This window comes from Bacteroides sp. AF39-11AC, from assembly GCF_003474285.1.
Lineage (GTDB): Bacteria > Bacteroidota > Bacteroidia > Bacteroidales > Bacteroidaceae > Bacteroides.
In genome coordinates this window covers 1-17264 of the sequence record NZ_QROH01000015.1, presented here as the reverse complement: position 1 = coordinate 17264, position 17264 = coordinate 1, and the positions used below count along the sequence as shown (strand labels likewise).

23 protein-coding genes are annotated in these 17264 nt (G+C 42.1%); 10 read left to right on the top strand and 13 right to left on the bottom strand.

Features of this window, described 5'->3' with window-relative positions:
* Positions 1–2: 2 nt before the first annotated feature.
* The 6 genes from DW036_RS24310 to DW036_RS24285 all read left to right on the top strand — a co-directional run bounded on the left by DW036_RS24310 (position 3) and on the right by DW036_RS24285 (position 5657).
* Positions 3–1196 carry an ArdC family protein gene (locus DW036_RS24310; protein ID WP_049703625.1) on the top strand — a complete coding sequence of 398 codons (1194 nt, stop codon included), beginning with the start codon at positions 3–5 and terminating at the stop codon, positions 1194–1196.
* Positions 1174–1557: a single-stranded DNA-binding protein gene (locus DW036_RS24305; protein ID WP_007564694.1), complete on the top strand. Its 384-nt coding sequence runs from the start codon at positions 1174–1176 to the stop codon at positions 1555–1557. The genes DW036_RS24310 and DW036_RS24305 overlap by 23 nt, the downstream gene beginning before the upstream one ends.
* A gap of 11 nt (positions 1558–1568) precedes the next feature.
* Positions 1569–3515: a type IV secretory system conjugative DNA transfer family protein gene (locus DW036_RS24300; protein WP_005868904.1), complete on the top strand. Its 1947-nt coding sequence runs from the start codon at positions 1569–1571 to the stop codon at positions 3513–3515.
* 22 nt (positions 3516–3537) lie between these two features.
* Positions 3538–3957, top strand: a complete 420-nt coding sequence (locus DW036_RS24295) for a hypothetical protein (RefSeq protein ID WP_005868906.1) — start codon at positions 3538–3540, stop codon at positions 3955–3957.
* 135 nt (positions 3958–4092) lie between these two features.
* Positions 4093–5118, top strand: a complete 1026-nt coding sequence (locus DW036_RS24290) for a toprim domain-containing protein (RefSeq protein ID WP_005868908.1) — start codon at positions 4093–4095, stop codon at positions 5116–5118.
* A 53-nt stretch (positions 5119–5171) separates the two neighbouring features.
* The gene (locus DW036_RS24285) at positions 5172–5657 is read left to right on the top strand and encodes a hypothetical protein (protein ID WP_005868909.1); all 486 of its coding nucleotides are present in this window, start codon (positions 5172–5174) and stop codon (positions 5655–5657) included.
* Positions 5658–5756: 99 nt separating this feature from the next.
* Here the strand turns inward: DW036_RS24285 and DW036_RS24280 are convergent, their stop codons facing one another.
* From DW036_RS24280 to DW036_RS24255, 4 genes are all read right to left on the bottom strand, one after another.
* Positions 5757–7004 carry a PcfJ domain-containing protein gene (locus DW036_RS24280; protein ID WP_005868910.1) on the bottom strand — a complete coding sequence of 416 codons (1248 nt, stop codon included), beginning with the start codon at positions 7002–7004 and terminating at the stop codon, positions 5757–5759.
* Between the two features lies 1 nt (position 7005).
* Positions 7006–7416 carry a PcfK-like family protein gene (locus DW036_RS24275; RefSeq protein ID WP_005868911.1) on the bottom strand — a complete coding sequence of 137 codons (411 nt, stop codon included), beginning with the start codon at positions 7414–7416 and terminating at the stop codon, positions 7006–7008.
* Positions 7417–7954: 538 nt separating this feature from the next.
* Complete coding sequence (locus tag DW036_RS25845; RefSeq protein ID WP_165852472.1) at positions 7955–8266, bottom strand: hypothetical protein; 312 nt, start codon at positions 8264–8266, stop codon at positions 7955–7957.
* Between the two features lie 92 nt (positions 8267–8358).
* Complete coding sequence (locus DW036_RS24255) at positions 8359–8757, bottom strand: single-stranded DNA-binding protein (RefSeq protein ID WP_005868746.1); 399 nt, start codon at positions 8755–8757, stop codon at positions 8359–8361.
* Positions 8758–9088: 331 nt separating this feature from the next.
* Between DW036_RS24255 and DW036_RS24250 the strand changes: the two genes are divergently transcribed.
* Together DW036_RS24250 and DW036_RS25840 are read left to right on the top strand one after the other, a co-directional pair.
* Positions 9089–9286 carry a hypothetical protein gene (locus DW036_RS24250; protein ID WP_007564676.1) on the top strand — a complete coding sequence of 66 codons (198 nt, stop codon included), beginning with the start codon at positions 9089–9091 and terminating at the stop codon, positions 9284–9286.
* A 218-nt stretch (positions 9287–9504) separates the two neighbouring features.
* Complete coding sequence (locus DW036_RS25840; RefSeq protein ID WP_005868748.1) at positions 9505–9666, top strand: hypothetical protein; 162 nt, start codon at positions 9505–9507, stop codon at positions 9664–9666.
* 157 nt (positions 9667–9823) lie between these two features.
* Here the strand turns inward: DW036_RS25840 and DW036_RS24245 are convergent, their stop codons facing one another.
* The 3 genes from DW036_RS24245 to DW036_RS24235 all read right to left on the bottom strand — a co-directional run bounded on the left by DW036_RS24245 (position 9824) and on the right by DW036_RS24235 (position 11941).
* A complete protein-coding gene (locus DW036_RS24245) occupies positions 9824–11101 on the bottom strand; it encodes a type II toxin-antitoxin system HipA family toxin (RefSeq protein ID WP_005868749.1) in 1278 nt (425 codons plus the stop codon).
* On the bottom strand, positions 11098–11436 hold the full coding sequence (locus DW036_RS24240) for a helix-turn-helix domain-containing protein (RefSeq protein ID WP_005868750.1): 339 nt from the start codon (positions 11434–11436) through the stop codon (positions 11098–11100). Before DW036_RS24240 ends, DW036_RS24245 begins: the two co-directional genes overlap by 4 nt.
* Positions 11437–11605: 169 nt before the next feature.
* The gene (locus DW036_RS24235) at positions 11606–11941 is read right to left on the bottom strand and encodes a single-stranded DNA-binding protein (protein WP_005868751.1); all 336 of its coding nucleotides are present in this window, start codon (positions 11939–11941) and stop codon (positions 11606–11608) included.
* Between the two features lie 331 nt (positions 11942–12272).
* Between DW036_RS24235 and DW036_RS24230 the strand changes: the two genes are divergently transcribed.
* Complete coding sequence (locus DW036_RS24230; RefSeq protein ID WP_007564664.1) at positions 12273–12470, top strand: hypothetical protein; 198 nt, start codon at positions 12273–12275, stop codon at positions 12468–12470.
* A gap of 344 nt (positions 12471–12814) precedes the next feature.
* On the opposite strand, the gene DW036_RS24225 is transcribed toward DW036_RS24230, so the two are convergent.
* The 3 genes from DW036_RS24225 to DW036_RS25835 are packed head-to-tail and all read right to left on the bottom strand — an operon-like array spanning position 12815 to position 13918.
* Positions 12815–13297 (bottom strand): DUF3990 domain-containing protein, encoded by a 483-nt coding sequence (locus tag DW036_RS24225; protein ID WP_005868753.1) that lies wholly within the window; start codon positions 13295–13297, stop codon positions 12815–12817.
* Complete coding sequence (locus DW036_RS24220) at positions 13294–13743, bottom strand: DUF3791 domain-containing protein (RefSeq protein WP_005868755.1); 450 nt, start codon at positions 13741–13743, stop codon at positions 13294–13296. Before DW036_RS24220 ends, DW036_RS24225 begins: the two co-directional genes overlap by 4 nt.
* 13 nt (positions 13744–13756) lie before the next feature.
* Positions 13757–13918 (bottom strand): hypothetical protein, encoded by a 162-nt coding sequence (locus DW036_RS25835; protein WP_007564662.1) that lies wholly within the window; start codon positions 13916–13918, stop codon positions 13757–13759.
* A 261-nt stretch (positions 13919–14179) separates the two neighbouring features.
* Here DW036_RS25835 and DW036_RS24215 point away from each other — a divergent pair, with 261 nt between their 5' ends.
* Positions 14180–15343: an IS4 family transposase gene (locus DW036_RS24215; protein WP_005868407.1), complete on the top strand. Its 1164-nt coding sequence runs from the start codon at positions 14180–14182 to the stop codon at positions 15341–15343.
* Positions 15344–15536: 193 nt separating this feature from the next.
* Here the strand turns inward: DW036_RS24215 and DW036_RS24210 are convergent, their stop codons facing one another.
* From DW036_RS24210 to DW036_RS25830, 3 genes are all read right to left on the bottom strand, one after another.
* On the bottom strand, positions 15537–16151 hold the full coding sequence (locus DW036_RS24210; RefSeq protein ID WP_005868759.1) for an SLOG family protein: 615 nt from the start codon (positions 16149–16151) through the stop codon (positions 15537–15539).
* A 1-nt stretch (position 16152) separates the two neighbouring features.
* A complete protein-coding gene (locus tag DW036_RS24205) occupies positions 16153–16719 on the bottom strand; it encodes a phosphoribosyltransferase (RefSeq protein ID WP_005868760.1) in 567 nt (188 codons plus the stop codon).
* Positions 16720–17057: 338 nt separating this feature from the next.
* Positions 17058–17264: hypothetical protein (locus DW036_RS25830; protein ID WP_117704145.1), on the bottom strand; the 207-nt coding region annotated here is incomplete at its 5' end.

The window sequence follows — 17264 nt, the reverse complement described above, 5'->3', positions numbered from 1 at the left end:
TCATGGATACAGCAAGTGATAAAGCATTACAGCGTTTCGCCGAACTGATGATCGAAAAGATAAAGCAGGTGGAAGACAACTGGCAAAAGCCTTGGTTCGGGATAAAGGGTGGGGGACTTCCGCAAAATATCGAGGGAAGAACCTACAACGGAGTAAATTCTTTCATGTTGTTTCTACTTTCGGAAAAAGAGCAGTACAGCCTGCCGGTCTATATGACCTTCATGCAAGCCAAAGACAACGGCCTTAACATACTGAAAGGAGAAAAGTCATTCCCAGTCATTTACTGGAATTTCTCAGTAAGAGACAAGAACGGAAAGAAAATACCTTTCGACGTATATAAGAACCTGGATAAAAACGAGCAGCAGGAATATAAGGTCACGCCGTTTCTGAAGACATACAATGTGTTCAACGTACAGCAGACCAATCTTCAGGAAACGAAACCGGAGAAATGGGAAGCATTGAAGGAGCAATTCAAGATACCGGCCATCAAGGACGAGCAAGGGATGCTCACCGTGCCTCTGATTGATGCGATGGTACGGGAACAGCAATGGATCTGCCCCATTTATTCCAAGGAAGGAAATAGTGCTTACCATGCAAGGGGAGAAGATAACCATATCGTCGTACCCCTGAAGGGGCAGTTTAAGGACGGAGAGAATTTCTACTCCACACTACTGCATGAGATAGCGCACTCGACTGGAGAACCTGAGCATCTGAACCGGGAAAAAGGCGTGATTTTCGGAGACAAGCAATATGCCAAAGAGGAACTGGTTGCCGAACTCACCTCCGCTACCGTCGGGCAAAGCCTGGGAATATCCACCCATATCCGGGAAGAAAATGCCATGTATCTAAAAAACTGGCTGGGAGCCTTGAAAGAAGATCCCAAATTCATCTACAACATCCTTGCCGATGTAGGAAAAGCCAGCAATATGATTCAGGAACATACCGCACGGATGGAACAGTACCTCACACCGGAGGAACGGTTCACGCAGGCCGTCCTGCAAGACAACCGTCCGGTATTGGAGCAGATGAAAAACGAAGGTTTTACCCCTTCATCACGGTTATTGGAAAGTGTTGCGGCAAACCATCCTACAGCCGACAACCTTGAAACGCTACACAGCACTTTCGGCATTTCGCTGCCTTCCATGGAAGCGGAGCCAGCCATGAAAAATATGAATGAGCCACAGCTCGGATTATAAACTTTTAAAAACCATCATTATGTTTACAGGACAAATTATCGGTTATGTCGGTGCGGATGCCCGGCAGAACAAGAACGGAAAAGGATTCAACTTCCATGTATCCACCAAGTACAAGAACGTGAACAACGAGGAACAGACCCTATGGGTATGCTGTTTCGTGAATTACGAGAGTAAAGTCTTTGAGTATCTGAAAAAAGGGACACAGGTATATGTCTGCGGCGATGTGTATGCCGATGTATTCCAGAAGGATGACGGTAGCCACATCCCATCCGTCAGCCTGACCGTCTCACGCATTGAGTTACTGGGAAAGGCAGAGAAAAAAGAGAGCGGTGACGGAACGGCATCCGGACAACCCCAATAACAGCAACGGCCATGGAAAGAGAGAAGAAAGACCTGTCATTCATCCTGATCCTGCTATCCACGCTCATCGGGACAGCCGTACTGTTTCAGTGGGCTATCGTTACGGGATTATACGCTCCACTACGTAATCCGGCCATGTGGGAAAGGCTGATGGAGAAGGATATCCTATTCCGGTTTCTCTACGTTATCCTGATCGGAGGCCTCGCTTTTCTCTTTCCGGTTGGCAAAGTGAAAGACGAAAACAAGAAATGGGTTTACACCAGTATGACACTGGTTACGGCATCCATGCTGGTTGTCGGATTCAGCCGGTTATCAGCGTGGTATAACCTATTTGTATTTCCCATTCTATTCGTAGCGTACACGCTGCTTGTCATCAAGACTCTGCCTTATTTCATCCGGCGTCATGCCCAATCCGATGATAGCATTTTCGGGTTAAGCCGGGAAGAATCGGCTTTCTACTTCCGCTTTGAAACCGCCTCCGGGCCGCTGGTCATCCATAAGCCGCAGCAGAATGTCTATATCGACGGCGGTCCGGGAAGCGGTAAATCAGAGAGCTGGATCAAGGGAATCATCTACCAGTGCGCCGAGCGCAACTATGCCGGATTCGTGTACGATTGGGAGGGTGATCCCACCAAGGACAAGTCACCCATCCTCTCACGTATCGCATACGGAAGCATCGAACATTTCCGGAACAAGGGGATGGAAACACCCCGTTTCGCCTATATCAACTTTGTGGATATGTCACGCACGGTCAGGGTGAACGTACTTTCTCCGCAATACATGTCAAAGGGAAACGAATCGCTATTCATCCGCAATATCATCATGACACTGATGAAGAATCTGGAAGCAAGCTGGAAGGAAAAGACCGACTTTTGGGCCAACAATGCCATCAACTACGTCTATTCAATCGCCTATAAATGTTTCAAGGAAAGGAAGCTTGGTATCTGTACGCTGCCCCATGTGATAGCCCTTGCCCTTTCTGACAGCAACCTAGTATTCCACTGGCTGTCGGAAGATCCTGAAATCGCATTGAACATGTCCTCCATGCTGACCGCCTGGAAACTGGGTGCACAACAGCAGACAGCCGGAGCCGTATCATCCGCACAGACTCCGTTGGTACTCCTGAACAACAAATACATCTTCTGGGTGTTGTCGCCACTTCCCGAAGAAGAGTTCTCTTTGGATATAACCAACAAGGAACACCCAACGCTGTTATGCGTAGGCAATGCGCCCACCATCAAGGAAGCCGTTTCCCCTGCTATTTCCTGCATCGGCAGCGTCTTGATGTCACAGATGAACAATCCCGGCAAAGCGACCAGCATATTCATGGTAGATGAATTTCCGACCATCCTGTTGCAAGGCATTGACACTTTCATCGGAACCGCCCGGAAGCACAATGTCGCTACCATTCTCGCCGTTCAGGACTTCAACCAAGCGGTCAGGGACTATGGAGAGAAAAGTGCCAACATCCTGAAAGCCTCCTGCGGAACGCAGGCTTACGGTATGACCGGAAATGAGAAGACCGCCAAAGACATCGAGAACTTGCTTGGGGAGAAGAAAGAAGCGCAAGAATCTTATTCACACCAAGCCGGTGGCAATAACAGTGTCACGGAGAGCCTGCAAAAAGAAAAAGTCTTAAAGGCAAGGGACATTGCCGGACAAGCAGCCGGACACTTCATTGGCAAGATTGCCGGAGGCAAGCCGCCATTCTTCAGCGTGCAGATGGATATGTGCCGTTTTGAAGAGAAGGAGATACCCCGTTTCTCCTTACCGGTCAAACTGGGCAACGGCAAAGAAGAGATGGAACTGGAAATCCTGGAAGAGATTATCCAGCAGAACTACATCAAAATCATTGAAGATGTCAACGCCATCCTCAAAAAGATAGAGGACAAATTAAAAGAAAAGTCAGCAGTTCCGCCAACCGGGACACACAAGACAGAACAAAAAATCATCCGATAACATTCAACAAAAGAATCCTACCATGAGAAAAATTCATTCATTATTAGCGGCAGCCTGCTTATTGGCCGCTTCATGCAACAAAGAGGAAATCCAATCGGAAACAGACAAAGCCGGCATGTATCACATCACCGTAGCCGTAACCGGTTCCTCACCCAAAGGCAGTGTGCATATATATAATCTTGACGGCGTGAGATTCAGGAACGAACGCACCGGTACCTCCGCAGCTTCCGTAGATGAGAGTTTCACCGATAAAGCGGAATACAGCACGGAAAAGCCTGTCAGCCAAATTACCGTGCAAGGCATTCTCTATTCAAAAGAGAGTGCTATCATCACCATGCAGATAAAAAAAGACGGGGAAAGCGTATTCAACCAGAGCAAACAGTTGGAGGCCGTTCCCGGTATAGACACTACTGTTGATTTGGTTTACAGTACCTTGAAATAAAAATGCAGACGAATCAAAAAACATATACTTTCTCTTCCATATTTAGATGATATTTCTTATCTTTATGAAAGATAATCTTTCTCATTTATAATCTAAGCTCAGATAAAATGAGATTCAACTAATCCAGTCAACGTTATGAAAGTCGATTTCAATCAGATAAAAACAACCATTTCTCTGCCCGATTTCCTGCTGGAACTAGGATGGAAAATCGTGGAAGGCTCTTCCAACTCCTGTCCCAAAATGAGCAACGGAACGCATACCATCGTCATCAAGCGGAACTCGCAGAACCAATACACCTATTGGGACGTGCATAGTGACAGCGTGCGTGGCCGCAGTATCATGGATCTGATGCAGGAACATCTATTTGAAACAACCGGAAAAATGCCGTCCTTGCGCGAGGTGGGGGAGATCCTTCAGAACTACATCAACACCAACCGCATCACGACACCCGAAAAAAGCCGGTATGAAGTAGGTAACACAAGCATGAGAGCGGACGAACTTCAATTCTACTTGAGCCAGCTACAACCCTACAAGGGCAATTATCTCCAGAAAAGAGGTATCCTGAAAGAAAGCATTGAAAGCCGGTTCTTCAAAGACACTTTCTTTATCCGTGAGGTAAAGAACAAAGGGAGTGTTTACCGCAACGTGTGCATCAAGATGTACAATGAAAACGGTGTGCAAGCCATTTCTCAACGAAATGAAACATTCAAAGGGATTATCGGTGGCAAGTTCGACTGTCTGGCGACCAGCAACCATGACAAAAGCCGCCCGATAGACATTCTCTACATTGGGGAGTCATTTATAGACTGTATCTCCCACTATCAATTACGCCATTCCGGAAACGACCTCAATCTTGTATATGTATCTACGGAAGGGACATTCACGGAAGGACAAATGAGGCTATTACGCCTGATTCTTGACAAGAACCAGGTAAAGGAGCTCCGGAGCATCTTTGACAACGACAAACAAGGGCACAAGTACACTCTATGGCTGCATCGTTACTTTCATGGCGATACGACTGATGTCGAGAGCCTGAGTAACGATGAACTCCGCAACAAGGTACGGAAACTGAAGAACGTCGAACTTTCGGAAAACAAGGATTGGAACGATGATCTGAAAATCTCGTGTGGCATCTGTTCCTCCACGGAGGACGGCCAGTAACCTCATAGATTTGCTCCATCACATAATACGACAACCTATAAAATCAGATCAATATGAATATCAAGCATTTATTTTTTTGTATGCTGCTCATTGCCTTTTCCTCATGCAGCAAACCCGGCTATGAGAAGGCCATTGCGGAATGGGTTCAGACAGATTCTCACGGCACCTGGACGGATTTAAAGTTCGAACTACTGGAAGTGTTGGAAACAGAAGACGTCACCGTATCGGACAGCCTGTGCTACCTGAACAACAAAAGCGCACAATTATCCGCTGTCATACAGAAAGCGGAAAGTCCCCGTGCCTTATTCAAACCGTCCTTTTCCGCCTATATGGAAGCCGAAAAAAGCCTGAAAGCAACGGATGCCATGAAAGCCATGTACCTGCACCGTGACAGTACGGAAGTTATCGGCAAGATATTAAAATGCAGGTATGCCATCGTCCAGCCACACTCAGGGGTGCAGCAGAAAAAGACGGCTTCTTTCCTATTGTCCCCCGACATGGAAAAATGTATCGGCAAACTAAAGCCGACAAGCAAATAATCCGAGCGTAACGATGTGTAGCGACAACGTTTTTTGGGGTTCTTTTTTGGGCGTCTTCCAAAAAAGAACTCCCACACATTTAGATGTGTGGGCTATTCATTACACTACCATCCTTTCCCTTATCAACGGTATATTATCCCGTACCAAATTCAGAATCCGGTCATGATAGGCTGATAATTGGTTAGACTTTCCACGACACTGGCACACCTCCATCCTGCTAAGTGAAAACTCCACCGTTTCCATGCGCCTTCCATCCACCGTTGCCGACATTATCAACGAATCTTCTCTCTTATAATAGGCGTTGCTGAATACACAATGATGCAGCAACTTTCCCTCTTTGTAAAAGTCCGAAAGGCTTTCCAATACCCGAACCATAATATTTCCATCCGCAAACGAAAGATTAAAGAAACGTGATTTGGCAGCAATATAGTCTTTTTCATCCTTTTCAGAATATTTTTTCTTACATTTCCCCATCACCCAATCATGCGCTTCTTCTACATTCAACGGACACAAATAATGAGGATTTCTCGCATCCAATTTATTTTCTATCAGCATATCCACATAGTCCAGCCACAAGTCCGCATCATGTATCACATAGTCATGTCTTAAACAGATTTTTACATACGTCCAATACTTATCTATACCGTATTTTCTCTCTAAAAATCTCAAGAACAAATTCATTTGCCCTGCCTTATATAATATCTCCATCCGATTATCAGTTAATAATGTCATAAAGAAGGAACTCGGACAAATATCATAAAAGGCACCCTTAAATCCATTCCTCGTAAGTTCGGGTATCACTTTCATTCTCGGATAGATAACTGCCGGGCAAATATCATAAATACGGTCATGATGCACATTCCGCTTACGCAATTCCAAAGAACTTCCATATATCCATGCATCGTAATAAAATATAGACATGCCCCGCAGCAAAGACAGCGTTTCTGTCTTGCCCTCTTTATTCATCCAACACTGTACCGCCTCAATTATAAAGTAATTAGCCGGAGACCCTTTTTTCAGCCGGCAGTCCACCATAAAAAAACGGATAACTTGATATTGCTTGTATGTAGTAATCACACAAAAATATTCTTTATATACAGCCGTCCTTTTCCTGCTATTCTCCAATTTCAGGTTCATACCGCAATGAGGACATTTACAGTTTTTCTTATCTTCCTTATCCCGCCATGTATGCCCACAATCCAAACAAAAGCAATTCCCCTTTGCATCACGCTTGAAATAATGCACAAAGCAATGTTTATAGGCATAACGCTTTTGAGCCTCTGAAACGGGAGCTAACTTCCTGCTCCCATTCACGATTTCCATTTGTAATTTTGTCTTGGGTTTCATATCAAAAAAGAGTTAACTGGGTTTGTACTTCGGTGTTGTTCTCACGTTTAGCTTGTTGACGCTTCTTCAACTTTGCCAATTCTTCCTCCTGCAATTTTTTGATAGCAGCCTCACGAGCCGCTTTCTTTTCTTCCTCTGACAATTCAACATGATGATTTACGACTACATTACATTTCAATGGGCTACCCACCTCAATATTATCTTCCTGATAATAGTGCAACGCCATACCAAAAATTTCATCATCACTAAAACCACAGCAACCGCTTTTCTTCACTTGGTTTAAAATATAGGTAATGCAATTATCTATATTCTTTGTAGGTTTTTGATAGACTGGAGCAAACAGACTATCCACCGCTGCCATATTATCAAGGTATGCCTTGATGGTACTTTTAAATTGTTCTGACACTTTCATAGTATATCATTTTTAGATTTCATTTCACAATAAGCCAATTTCACGAGAAACAAGGAGAATAGGCAAATAAGAGCCAACAACGTAACCGACACAACCTTTATCGGACTTGGCGTTATTACCGCTCCGACAAACATAGCCACTGCACAAAGAGCGATGATGACCGAAAAAACAAATTGAATGATTTGCATATACTTCTGCTACTTAGTTTGTTAAACTTCTAATTTTATGCTTCAGCTAGATTTAAAGACCTTTTTTTAAAACCCCTTTCCGGGATGGCCTTTTCTTTCTGCCGACTTTTTTTTTGAGCTTTCATGCCCCATCTGAGTTTATGAGCCTTTTTTTTACGGCACACAACCCCCCGGAAGGAGGGATTCAGAAAAGTTTTGGACCACAAAAAATGTTGGGGACAGCGAAGCCGTCCGGCGTTATTTTTTTCGGGACAAAGGGGCGAAGACCGGAACTCTTTCGTATCCACCCACCGAAATAAATTTGCCGTTCAAAAACAACGGATCTCAGATGGAGCTATGAAGAAAGCACATTAGGGGAGGCAGAAAACAAGGAAAAGGGCAGTACGGAAAGTAAAACAAACCATACGGTTTTGCTTGCAAAACCGTATTCCTATCTCCCTGCCACAAGTGACAGGGGGGGAACGGGTTAGCAACGGACTGCCGGGACAAACGGTAAAAGGAAGGAACTGCAATACGGAAGAAGGAGGTTGTTTCGGCAATGCCGAAGCTCCGGATGATGACCATTGCAATCCCGCCCACGTTTGGAACTTCTCTTTTCTGGTTTGCCCATAATCAGCCGCATAGCGGATGACTACGGGCAAACCGGGAATGAGAACAGTCATTCCGATGAAGGGGAGGGTGGGGAAGAATACTGCGTGAACGCAAAAACACTCTCGGATATGTAGCAAAAAAAAGCGGCACTAGGCCGCTTCAATCATTTGCTTGCTTTTTTCTTTTTAGAGACAGCCTTCTGTTTAGGCTGATCCGGTTTTTCTTCTTCTTTTTCCGGAGCCGGATAAAACTTGGTGGCTACCATCACAATGCGGTTACGCTTCTCCCCACTTTTAGAATCCGTCCATTCTTCCGGCTTAAAGTAGCCTTCAACGGTTATCAGCTCACCTTTTTTCAATACATCGAAGGAATCCAGTGCTTCATTCTTTCTCCAGGCTTCAATCCCCATGAAAGCGGAAACATAAGAGGTTTCTTCACCTGTCTTGTCTGCACGGCTGACCGCGATAGAAAAGCGTGCTACGCTTGCTGTTTCAAAACTACGGATTTCTGCATCCTTACCGATAAAACCTGTTACTGCGAATGAATTTTCAATCTTTTTCATATCTCTGATTTTTTAGAAGTTAATTAATCAATTTTACAGTGCAATAACTGATTGTTGGCTTTGGGGGACACCATGAAAAAAGATATAAATACTCTTTTTATGCTGGCCGGAAAAAGGAAGATTTGTAACTTTTTTATTGGTGAAGATGGCAGCAAATAATTCGGGTTAAATACGCTTTTTATGCAAGGCAAAAAAAGGAAGATTTCAGACGAATAACAACGTGGTGTTTGTGAATCGTCCCCTTATCCCCGTAAAAGGGGTTAGCAACAATCTATATTTGCAACGGAAAATGATTTGACTTCCCTAAAAAATGATATGAAAAAGACAAAACTTGAAAATCAGCAACAGGTTTGGAAAGGATGCAAAAAACAACCGGTCAGACAGCAAGCATGGCACATTCCGAAAATATGGTCAGCCGCCTATCGACACACCGGAAGAAACCTCTGCAATTCCTTTTAAAAAAATGAAGCCGAAGAATGAAGCATACAATATTCCACGTATCGAAAAAAGTGACTGCACGATAAAATGAAAGGCTGCAACGGAAGAACAGACTTGCGGATTCTGCGGGGAGAACATAACCATACAGGCATACAGCCACTACAACTGTTTCCGGAAAAAGAAGATTATACAACCGGAAAAACAGAAAGGCATCCACTCGGAGAAAAGCAAGCAAACGATTGAAGCGGACTGCCGATTTAGCGGCGAAATATCCGACTACCTATATACAGCCCTAAAAGGCTGGGGCATATGGGTAAGCAACAGACTGCCGGGCAAATAAAAGGAGAGTGGCATAGCCGCCGGAAAGAGGTTGTCTCGATGTGGCCGAAGCTCCGAAAGCAGACCGGATATGCCTCTCTCCTTTGCCTTCCCCATTCCTGGATTTCACACAATCACGGAGCCTGCGAGTGACTATGAGAAATCCTGAAACGGGGACAGTCACTCCGCTGAAAGGGTGGGTGGGAAACATGTGACTTTCTCCAAAATAACAAATAGGGGTATAAAGATCTCAAAAGAAAAGAAAGCCGTTCCAGAAAAGACTGGAGCAACTATCACCATCTACTGTTCTTTAAGTTAATTGCAGCAAATCCAAATCATCAGTGACCAATCCATCCAATACATGTTGGATTTTATCAAATATAGCCTTATCTATGCCATACGTGGCGCATAACGATTGAAATTTGCTTACAGCATCGAACACCTGTAATATCTTCTTTTCGGGCTCCTCTACAAAATCCTCGGCAAAGTTGACGAAATCACTTGTAGTCAAGGCAGACCTTTTGCCCATCACGCCCATCGAATGAATGTGTGCTGAAGAATTTTCCCATGTATTTGCCGTGAACATTACATCATATGCAGGTGATAAACGCCATACCCCTGCCTTATCCATGATAAACGATATGTTCTTATTATGATCATCGGATATACCTGCGACATAATTAAATACCATTCTGATAAATATCTGATCTTTGTCTTCCTGGGGAAGTTTCAGAGTCTCTGCTATCCAACACAGCTTCATATAATCATCTGCACCCGGCATAATGGCCGCAAGGGTCTGACTAAAGAGCTTTTCTCCATTCTTACGATCAAATCTTTCCGTTACGAAATGATTTCTTCCATCAATTTCTTTCAGGAAGCATGGCATCATGTTGATTCCCGCCGCCTTTGCCATTTCGCTATATACCATTTCTATCTCTGTGGTAGGAGAGTCATCTGCTTCTTTAAATTTGATGATATACTGCTTAAAATTTTCAGGCAAATCCACCTGGCCGGAACGAAACTCTTCCGTTTCGAGATTATAGGCAATCACTGCCTTCGGGCGCATGCCACCGGCAGAAGTTCCAAGATATATCAACTTTTTCATCGTGAGGCTATCCTCCGGTGATATGACAGCAGCATCTCGATCATTATATATTTTAGAAGCCAAAGTTGCCAATGATGACATATTTACTGACTCATGGATGGCATCATCATTAAATTCCGGTTCAAATTCCAATGCTCCCATAGCCCTCTTGCCAATATAAGAGAGCTTCAATAGAGGCAATGATTCCGTAACCTTTATATTATTATCCGTGAGCCATTGGTCAAATAGGGAAGCCCCCCATTTGTCAGGAAGCGCATCTGCAAGAAATTCCGGAAGCCCTTGATATAATTTATCTTTATTCCCATAGAAAGACGCAAACAAAGGGGTTCTCTTAGGGTGTGTGGAAGGGCATATATCATAATCTTGTTTCCTATATTCATCCGTAAATTGGAATACAGAACAATGCTTTTCAAAGTCCCAATTCAATTTGCCAATGCAAGTCCCCCACAGATATACATTCACTATAATCGGCTCTTTCTTCATACCATCTTACGTTTACCGTTAATTCTTTGTATTCTTTTACCTGTTTTTTCATTGATTAGGAAAGGGGAGTCTGGAAGTTCCGGAACCAAACCGACAACGCCTTCAAGAGTTCCACTTATACGCAAAATCTTAAGCAATGTACTTAGGGCAATATCACTTACTTTACAAGATTCTATTCTCTTAATAGTAACGATAGATACTCCTGCCTTATCCGCAAATTCTTGCTGGGAAAAACAGCAGCTAAGTCTTATAGACTTAACTCTCTTGCAGATTTCCTTTACAATACATTCATCTGAAAATTCGTATATTGTATATGTATCATATAATCTTTTCATAGAAAAACATATTTAGGTATCATTTTTGATACAAAAATACCGATAAATCTGAAAATCACCAAATTAAGAAACACTTTTTTTATAATCTTCTGCCGCATTAGCAAACGATTGAAGCGACCTTGTGCCGCTTCAATCGTTTGATTGCTTTTTCTTTTTAGTCCGGGGGTTCTTATTTTTCCGGAGTCGGGTAGAACTTAGTAGCTACCATCACAATGCGGTTACGTTTCTCCCCACTTTTAGAATCCGTCCATTCTTCCGGCTTAAAGTAGCCTTCAACGGTAATCAGTACATCTTTTTGCAGTATCCAAAAAGCATAGCGGTCTTCCATCTTACTCCAGGCTTCAACTTTCATAACAGAGGAAACAAATGTTTTTTCTTCATTTATCTTGCCTATGCGACTGACCACAATAGAGAAGTGTGCAACCTTTACTATTTCGAATAAATGGATTTCTGCATCCCTACAAATCCTGCCTGTTACTGCGAATGAATTTTCAATCTTTTTCATATCTCTGATTTTTTAGAAGTTAATTAATCAATTTTACAGTGCAATAACTGATTGTTGGCTTTGGGGGACACCATGAAAAAAGATATAAATACTCTTTTTATGCTGGCCGGAAAAAGGAAGATTTGTAACTTTTTTATTGGTGAAGATGGCAGCAAATAATTCGGGTTAAATACGCTTTTTATGCAAGGCAAAAAAAGGAAGATTTCAGACGAATAACAACGTGGTGTTTGTGAATCGTCCCCTTATCCCCGTAAAAGGGGTTAGCAACAATCTATATTTGCAACGGAAAATGATTTGACTTCCCTAAAAAATGATATGAAAAAGACAAAACTTGAAAATCAGTAACAGGTTTGGAAAGGATGCAAAAAACAACCGGTTAGACAGCAAGCATGGCACATCCCGAAAAGATGGTCAGCCGCCTATCGACACACCGGAAGAAACATCTGCAATTCCTTTTAAAAAAATGAAGCCGAAGAATGAAGCATATCATATTCCACGTATCGAAAAAAGTGACTGCACGATAAAATGAAAAGCTGCAACGGAAGAACTGACTTGCGGATTCTGCGGGAGAACATAACCACACAGGCATACAGCCACTACACCTGTTTCCAATAAAAGAAGATTACACCACCGGAAAAGCAGAAAGGCTCCACTCGGAGAAAAGCAAGCAAACGATTGAAGCGGACTGCCGATTTGGCAGCGAAATATCCAACTACCTATCTACAGCCCTAAAAGGCTAGGACATATGGGTAAGCAACAGACTGCCGGGCAGTCACTCCGCTGAAAGGGTGGGTGGGAAAAAACTAAGTGGACGCAAAAAACAACCTTACCATTGGGGGATAAACTTCCCCCTATTTTCACTTCACATATTCTTTACCCCACTTCAATTGATTCAACAAACTTCAACAACAAAGCGACTGTTACCGTATGAAATGAAAGCTGATTGAACAACTTATGCGCTTTCAGCATCTCAATAGCGGCTTCAGCCGTAACAACTCTCTGTTCATAAAGCCGAATTGTCGCATATAACTGGTCATTTGCGACAGGCCCCATTATTAGGTCATAGTCACCGTTTTCTCTTCCTCTGCGGTTGTTGACAACAAACTCCAGCCATTCTTTTGTCGCACCCATAAACCGAAGAACCGGATATTCCCTATCAAGAATATCATCGGGAACTTCATAAACAGAGACGATTGCTTTTTCGCTCTGTTCCCTGTTCTTCTTCAACAAAGCCCATTTTTTTGCTTGTTCAAAGTTGGTTGTCGTATAAAATCCCTTCCCAAAGTCCGTAGCCTTCCGTCCTTTCTGTATATTAGGGCGTTTCACGGTAACTGTAGATCCATGAAATAGTCTCATTTTCTTTTATTGATATAAGTCGTTATAGTATCTAATATATATTCGGGGTCTTGGGTATGAAGCATTTCAAAAGTCTCATCCAAAAAATCAAAAACCCCATAGTCCGAAAACAACAACAAGGTTTCTTCCGCACTTTGTTTCTTTTCCTCCCTATAATTCTCAATGCAGAACATCTTGAAAAGCAGGATCTTCGTGTCACCGTTATACCGTCGTTTTTCTTCTGTTTTTTCCTTCTCCAATGTTTCATAAAGCGACAATGTACTTGAATACCATAACTTGGTACTCTTATCCAGCAAAGATTTATACAACTTGGAAGAATATATATAATACAGTGCATCGCCTAAAGGCAATGCCTTTTTCTTCATGACCAGTTCTACCAGCTCTCTCATCACGAATGGGAGCATGGTTGAGTCAAGTTCTCCTTGATTTTTATGAGTAATTTCCATATTCTTGTTGTTATTACTTTAGCATATTTTCGAAAACACCTTCTTCACAGTTCTTTATACACACCTGACACTCGGCCACCACTTCTCTTAATATTCGGGCACATTCTTCATTCGAATGCCCTTGCAGTAATTCATAGGCATATCGCATCAGTTCATTAGCTTCCATTGTTTCCATCCTTATCAATAATATTCAAGTTCATCATTATTTTCTGCAACGACTCCATATTTGGAGTTCCTAACCAACACACACCTATGCAAAAGGTCATATTGTTCTCTGTATCTGAAAAACGCATATTGTTTTACCTTTTACAAACATTGTTGTCCCATTAAAATCTAAAAGAGTTCTTTGAAATATTTGAAATTTAGTTAGTTACAGCGATTTTCCGAGCGAACGGACTTGAATTTGTAGCTTTGCATCAGATTAATCCGATGGCATATGTTCCAAGACAAATACGTTTTCGCTCAATTGGCTTCATTTCTGAATCGAAGTAAGTTTAACCGCATAGTCACCAAGTATGATGGTGATAAATATGTGAAGCACTTCACCTGCTGGAATCAACTACTTGCTTTGATGTTTGGTCAACTTTCTAATCGTGAAAGTCTGCGAGATTTGATAGTTGCTCTTGAAGCTCATCATTCCAAATGTTATCATTTAGGAATGGGTAAAAATGTATCAAAGTCATCGCTGGCAAGAGCAAATCAAGATAGAGACTATCACATCTTTGAAGAATATGCTTACTACCTGGTTAGCGAAGCACGACAAAAGTGTGCTAATCATATTTTCAAACTTGGCGGTAACGTTTATGCTTTCGATTCGACTACTATTGACCTGTGCCTTTCAGTCTTTTGGTGGGCAAAATTCCGCAAAAAGAAAGGTGGTATCAAAGTGCATACATTATATGATGTGGAAACACAGATTCCTGCATTCTTTCATATCACGGAAGCATCCGTACACGATTCTAAAGTTATGATTGAAATTCCTTATGAACCAAGCTCTTATTACATCTTTGACCGCGGTTATAACAACTTCAAAATACTGTATAAAATTCATCAAATTGAAGCCTACTTTGTTGTCAGAGCAAAAAAGAATCTCGGGTACAAATCCATCCAATGGAAACGTAGGCTGCCTAAGAATGTGCTTTCAGACGCAAGTGTATTTCTGACAGGATTCTATCCTAAACAATATTATCCAGAGCCACTTAGATTGGTTAAATATTGGGATGAAGAACAAGAACGAGAATTTACATTCATAACCAATGCGATGCATATATCTGCGCTTCAAGTTGCTGAACTTTATAAAAATCGCTGGCAGGTAGAGCTGTTTTTCAAATGGCTCAAGCAGCACCTTAAAATCAAAAGATTTTGGGGAACTACAGAGAATGCTGTTCGAATACAGATATATGCTGCTATATGCGCTTACTGTTTGGTGGCAATCATTCAACACGATATGCAACTGAACAGAAGTACATATGAAGTGTTACAAATACTGAGCATCTCATTGACTGATAAGACTCATCTGAGAGACCTCTTTGATAAAACTAAATTTCAAAATGACAAAGAACGATTCGGACCAAATGGGCCAAGTTTATTTAATTTTTAATTCGTCCCAATTTTAATGGGACACTAATGTTTTACAAAGGTAAAACAATTAAGTAAAATTCATCTATCATTGCTTTTCATATTTATTGTGTCTTTCTCTTTTGCATCGGAAGTATTAGCACTTACAGCAACCAGACAGTATGACATCGCCACGTTTGATCATACCGCTGGAAAACAACGATATACAATCTGAATCAAAACAGATTGTATATCACCAATTTCTTTTTTTGTGCCTTGTTAAACGTATAAGAAGTTCCTCCGGCAGATTTTCCATCCCAATAGGCAATCAGCCTACAGGCGTGTGAAATCATGTAATCATTACGGTGGGCATAGCATTGGGCATAATAATATTCGGATAGAACTACCACCTTGTCGGCTTGGCGCAAAATATCAGCATACCTCTGTTTGTCCTCTTTGTTGAAATACACATCTTGCCCGACATAAGGAACAACCGCCACCAAAACCATATCGGGATATTGTTTCCTTTGTTCAAGTACGGTATGAGCAGCCATCATGTCAAATCCAACCGCACAACCAATATAGAAAAAACGGATTCCATTCTCATAGCAGAAACGTACCTCTTCATTCAACGATACGGACAAAGCATATTTATTTGTTCGTATCGTTCTATGACCGGTAAAAGCAACGGACATCATTTTCATCCATTTATCACGTGCCTTTCTACATATATCCAACGAACCTGCCGAAGTTTCATACACCATTCCATTCACCTCATAACGATAAGTGAACCAAGTAGTATCTCCAAAGATATCCTTCTGCTTCTCTATATAACTCTCTTTTTCTTTCATCTTATAACATACGGACAACTGTTTTACCTAAAAAGAAACCTCCCAAAACCTCACCTCCTATTTTTTCCAACTGACATGCGAAACGAGCATACGAAAACCCTTTTGTTAAAATATCGTCAAATACCAAGATTTTCTTACCCCGAAAAAAGTCCTTGTCAAATTCTATCACTTGTACTTTTTGAAGCGACTTGCTGTCAAATTTCTCGTGAATAGCCAAACGATCTCCACTGACACGTATATGTTCATACGCATTGATAGCACCTGAAAACTTACACACAGCCGAAGCAAACCCCTTATAACGAAGTTCATTCTTATCAGCGGAAGAAGCCGGAACACAAGCAAAAACAATATTCTTAACATCATCACCAAAAACTTGATGTAACTTATTCGCTATCATCCAAGCTATATTCAAATAAGCTTTTCCATCCTTAAAACTCCATATCATCTTACGAATTTGCCATTCTCTTTCCGTTGCCTGCCGATATTGCATAGGAAGATACTCAAAGAAAGAAAACATCATCTTATGCCATTGTCTGTCTAAACTAGGATATTTACTCTGATGTGCCATAGTCTTTTATCTATTAAAATTAAACTTATGCTTCAGCTAGATTTAAAGACCTTTTTTTAAACCCCTTTCCGGGATGGCCTTTTCTTTCTGCCGACTTTTTTTTTGAGCTTTCATGCCCCATCTGAGTTTATGAGCCTTTTTTTTACGGCACACAACAATAAGGAAGGAGGGATTAAGAAAAGTTTTGGACGACAAAAAATGTTGGGGACAGCGAAGCCGTCCGGCGTTATTTTTTTCGGGACAAAGGGCGAAGACCGGAACTCTTTCGTATCCATCCACCGAAATAAATTTGCCGTTCAAAAACAAAGGATCTCAGATGGAGCTATGAAAAAAGCACATTAGGGGAGGCAGAAAACAAGGAAAAGGGCAGTACGGAAAGTAAAACAAGCCATACGGTTTTGCAAGCAAAACCATACTCCTATCTCCCTGCCACAAGTGACAGGGGGGAACGGGTTAGCAACGGACTGCCGGGACAAACGGTAAAAGGAAGGGACTGCAATACGGAAGAAGGAGGTTGTTTCGGCAATGCCGAAGCTCCGGATGAT

Excerpts from the sequence above, each read along its gene's own strand:
- DW036_RS24245 (WP_005868749.1), bottom strand. The coding sequence starts at position 11,101 with ATGAAGAAAGAGCCGATTATAGTGAATGTATATCTGTGGGGGACTTGC.
- DW036_RS24290 (WP_005868908.1), top strand. The coding sequence starts at position 4,093 with ATGAAAGTCGATTTCAATCAGATAAAAACAACCATTTCTCTGCCCGAT.
- DW036_RS24215 (WP_005868407.1), top strand. The coding sequence starts at position 14,180 with ATGTTCCAAGACAAATACGTTTTCGCTCAATTGGCTTCATTTCTGAAT.
- DW036_RS24205 (WP_005868760.1), bottom strand. The coding sequence starts at position 16,719 with ATGGCACATCAGAGTAAATATCCTAGTTTAGACAGACAATGGCATAAG.
- DW036_RS24275 (WP_005868911.1), bottom strand. The coding sequence starts at position 7,416 with ATGAAAGTGTCAGAACAATTTAAAAGTACCATCAAGGCATACCTTGAT.
- DW036_RS24310 (WP_049703625.1), top strand. The coding sequence starts at position 3 with ATGGATACAGCAAGTGATAAAGCATTACAGCGTTTCGCCGAACTGATG.
- DW036_RS24235 (WP_005868751.1), bottom strand. The coding sequence starts at position 11,941 with ATGAAAAAGATTGAAAATTCATTCGCAGTAACAGGCAGGATTTGTAGG.
- DW036_RS24305 (WP_007564694.1), top strand. The coding sequence starts at position 1,174 with ATGAGCCACAGCTCGGATTATAAACTTTTAAAAACCATCATTATGTTT.
- DW036_RS25845 (WP_165852472.1), bottom strand. The coding sequence starts at position 8,266 with ATGACTGTTCTCATTCCCGGTTTGCCCGTAGTCATCCGCTATGCGGCT.
- DW036_RS24255 (WP_005868746.1), bottom strand. The coding sequence starts at position 8,757 with ATGAAAAAGATTGAAAATTCATTCGCAGTAACAGGTTTTATCGGTAAG.
- DW036_RS24210 (WP_005868759.1), bottom strand. The coding sequence starts at position 16,151 with ATGAAAGAAAAAGAGAGTTATATAGAGAAGCAGAAGGATATCTTTGGA.
- DW036_RS24300 (WP_005868904.1), top strand. The coding sequence starts at position 1,569 with ATGGAAAGAGAGAAGAAAGACCTGTCATTCATCCTGATCCTGCTATCC.
- DW036_RS24225 (WP_005868753.1), bottom strand. The coding sequence starts at position 13,297 with ATGAGACTATTTCATGGATCTACAGTTACCGTGAAACGCCCTAATATA.
- DW036_RS24295 (WP_005868906.1), top strand. The coding sequence starts at position 3,538 with ATGAGAAAAATTCATTCATTATTAGCGGCAGCCTGCTTATTGGCCGCT.
- DW036_RS24285 (WP_005868909.1), top strand. The coding sequence starts at position 5,172 with ATGAATATCAAGCATTTATTTTTTTGTATGCTGCTCATTGCCTTTTCC.
- DW036_RS24240 (WP_005868750.1), bottom strand. The coding sequence starts at position 11,436 with ATGAAAAGATTATATGATACATATACAATATACGAATTTTCAGATGAA.
- DW036_RS24280 (WP_005868910.1), bottom strand. The coding sequence starts at position 7,004 with ATGAAACCCAAGACAAAATTACAAATGGAAATCGTGAATGGGAGCAGG.
- DW036_RS25835 (WP_007564662.1), bottom strand. The coding sequence starts at position 13,918 with ATGGAAACAATGGAAGCTAATGAACTGATGCGATATGCCTATGAATTA.
- DW036_RS25840 (WP_005868748.1), top strand. The coding sequence starts at position 9,505 with ATGGGTAAGCAACAGACTGCCGGGCAAATAAAAGGAGAGTGGCATAGC.
- DW036_RS24220 (WP_005868755.1), bottom strand. The coding sequence starts at position 13,743 with ATGGAAATTACTCATAAAAATCAAGGAGAACTTGACTCAACCATGCTC.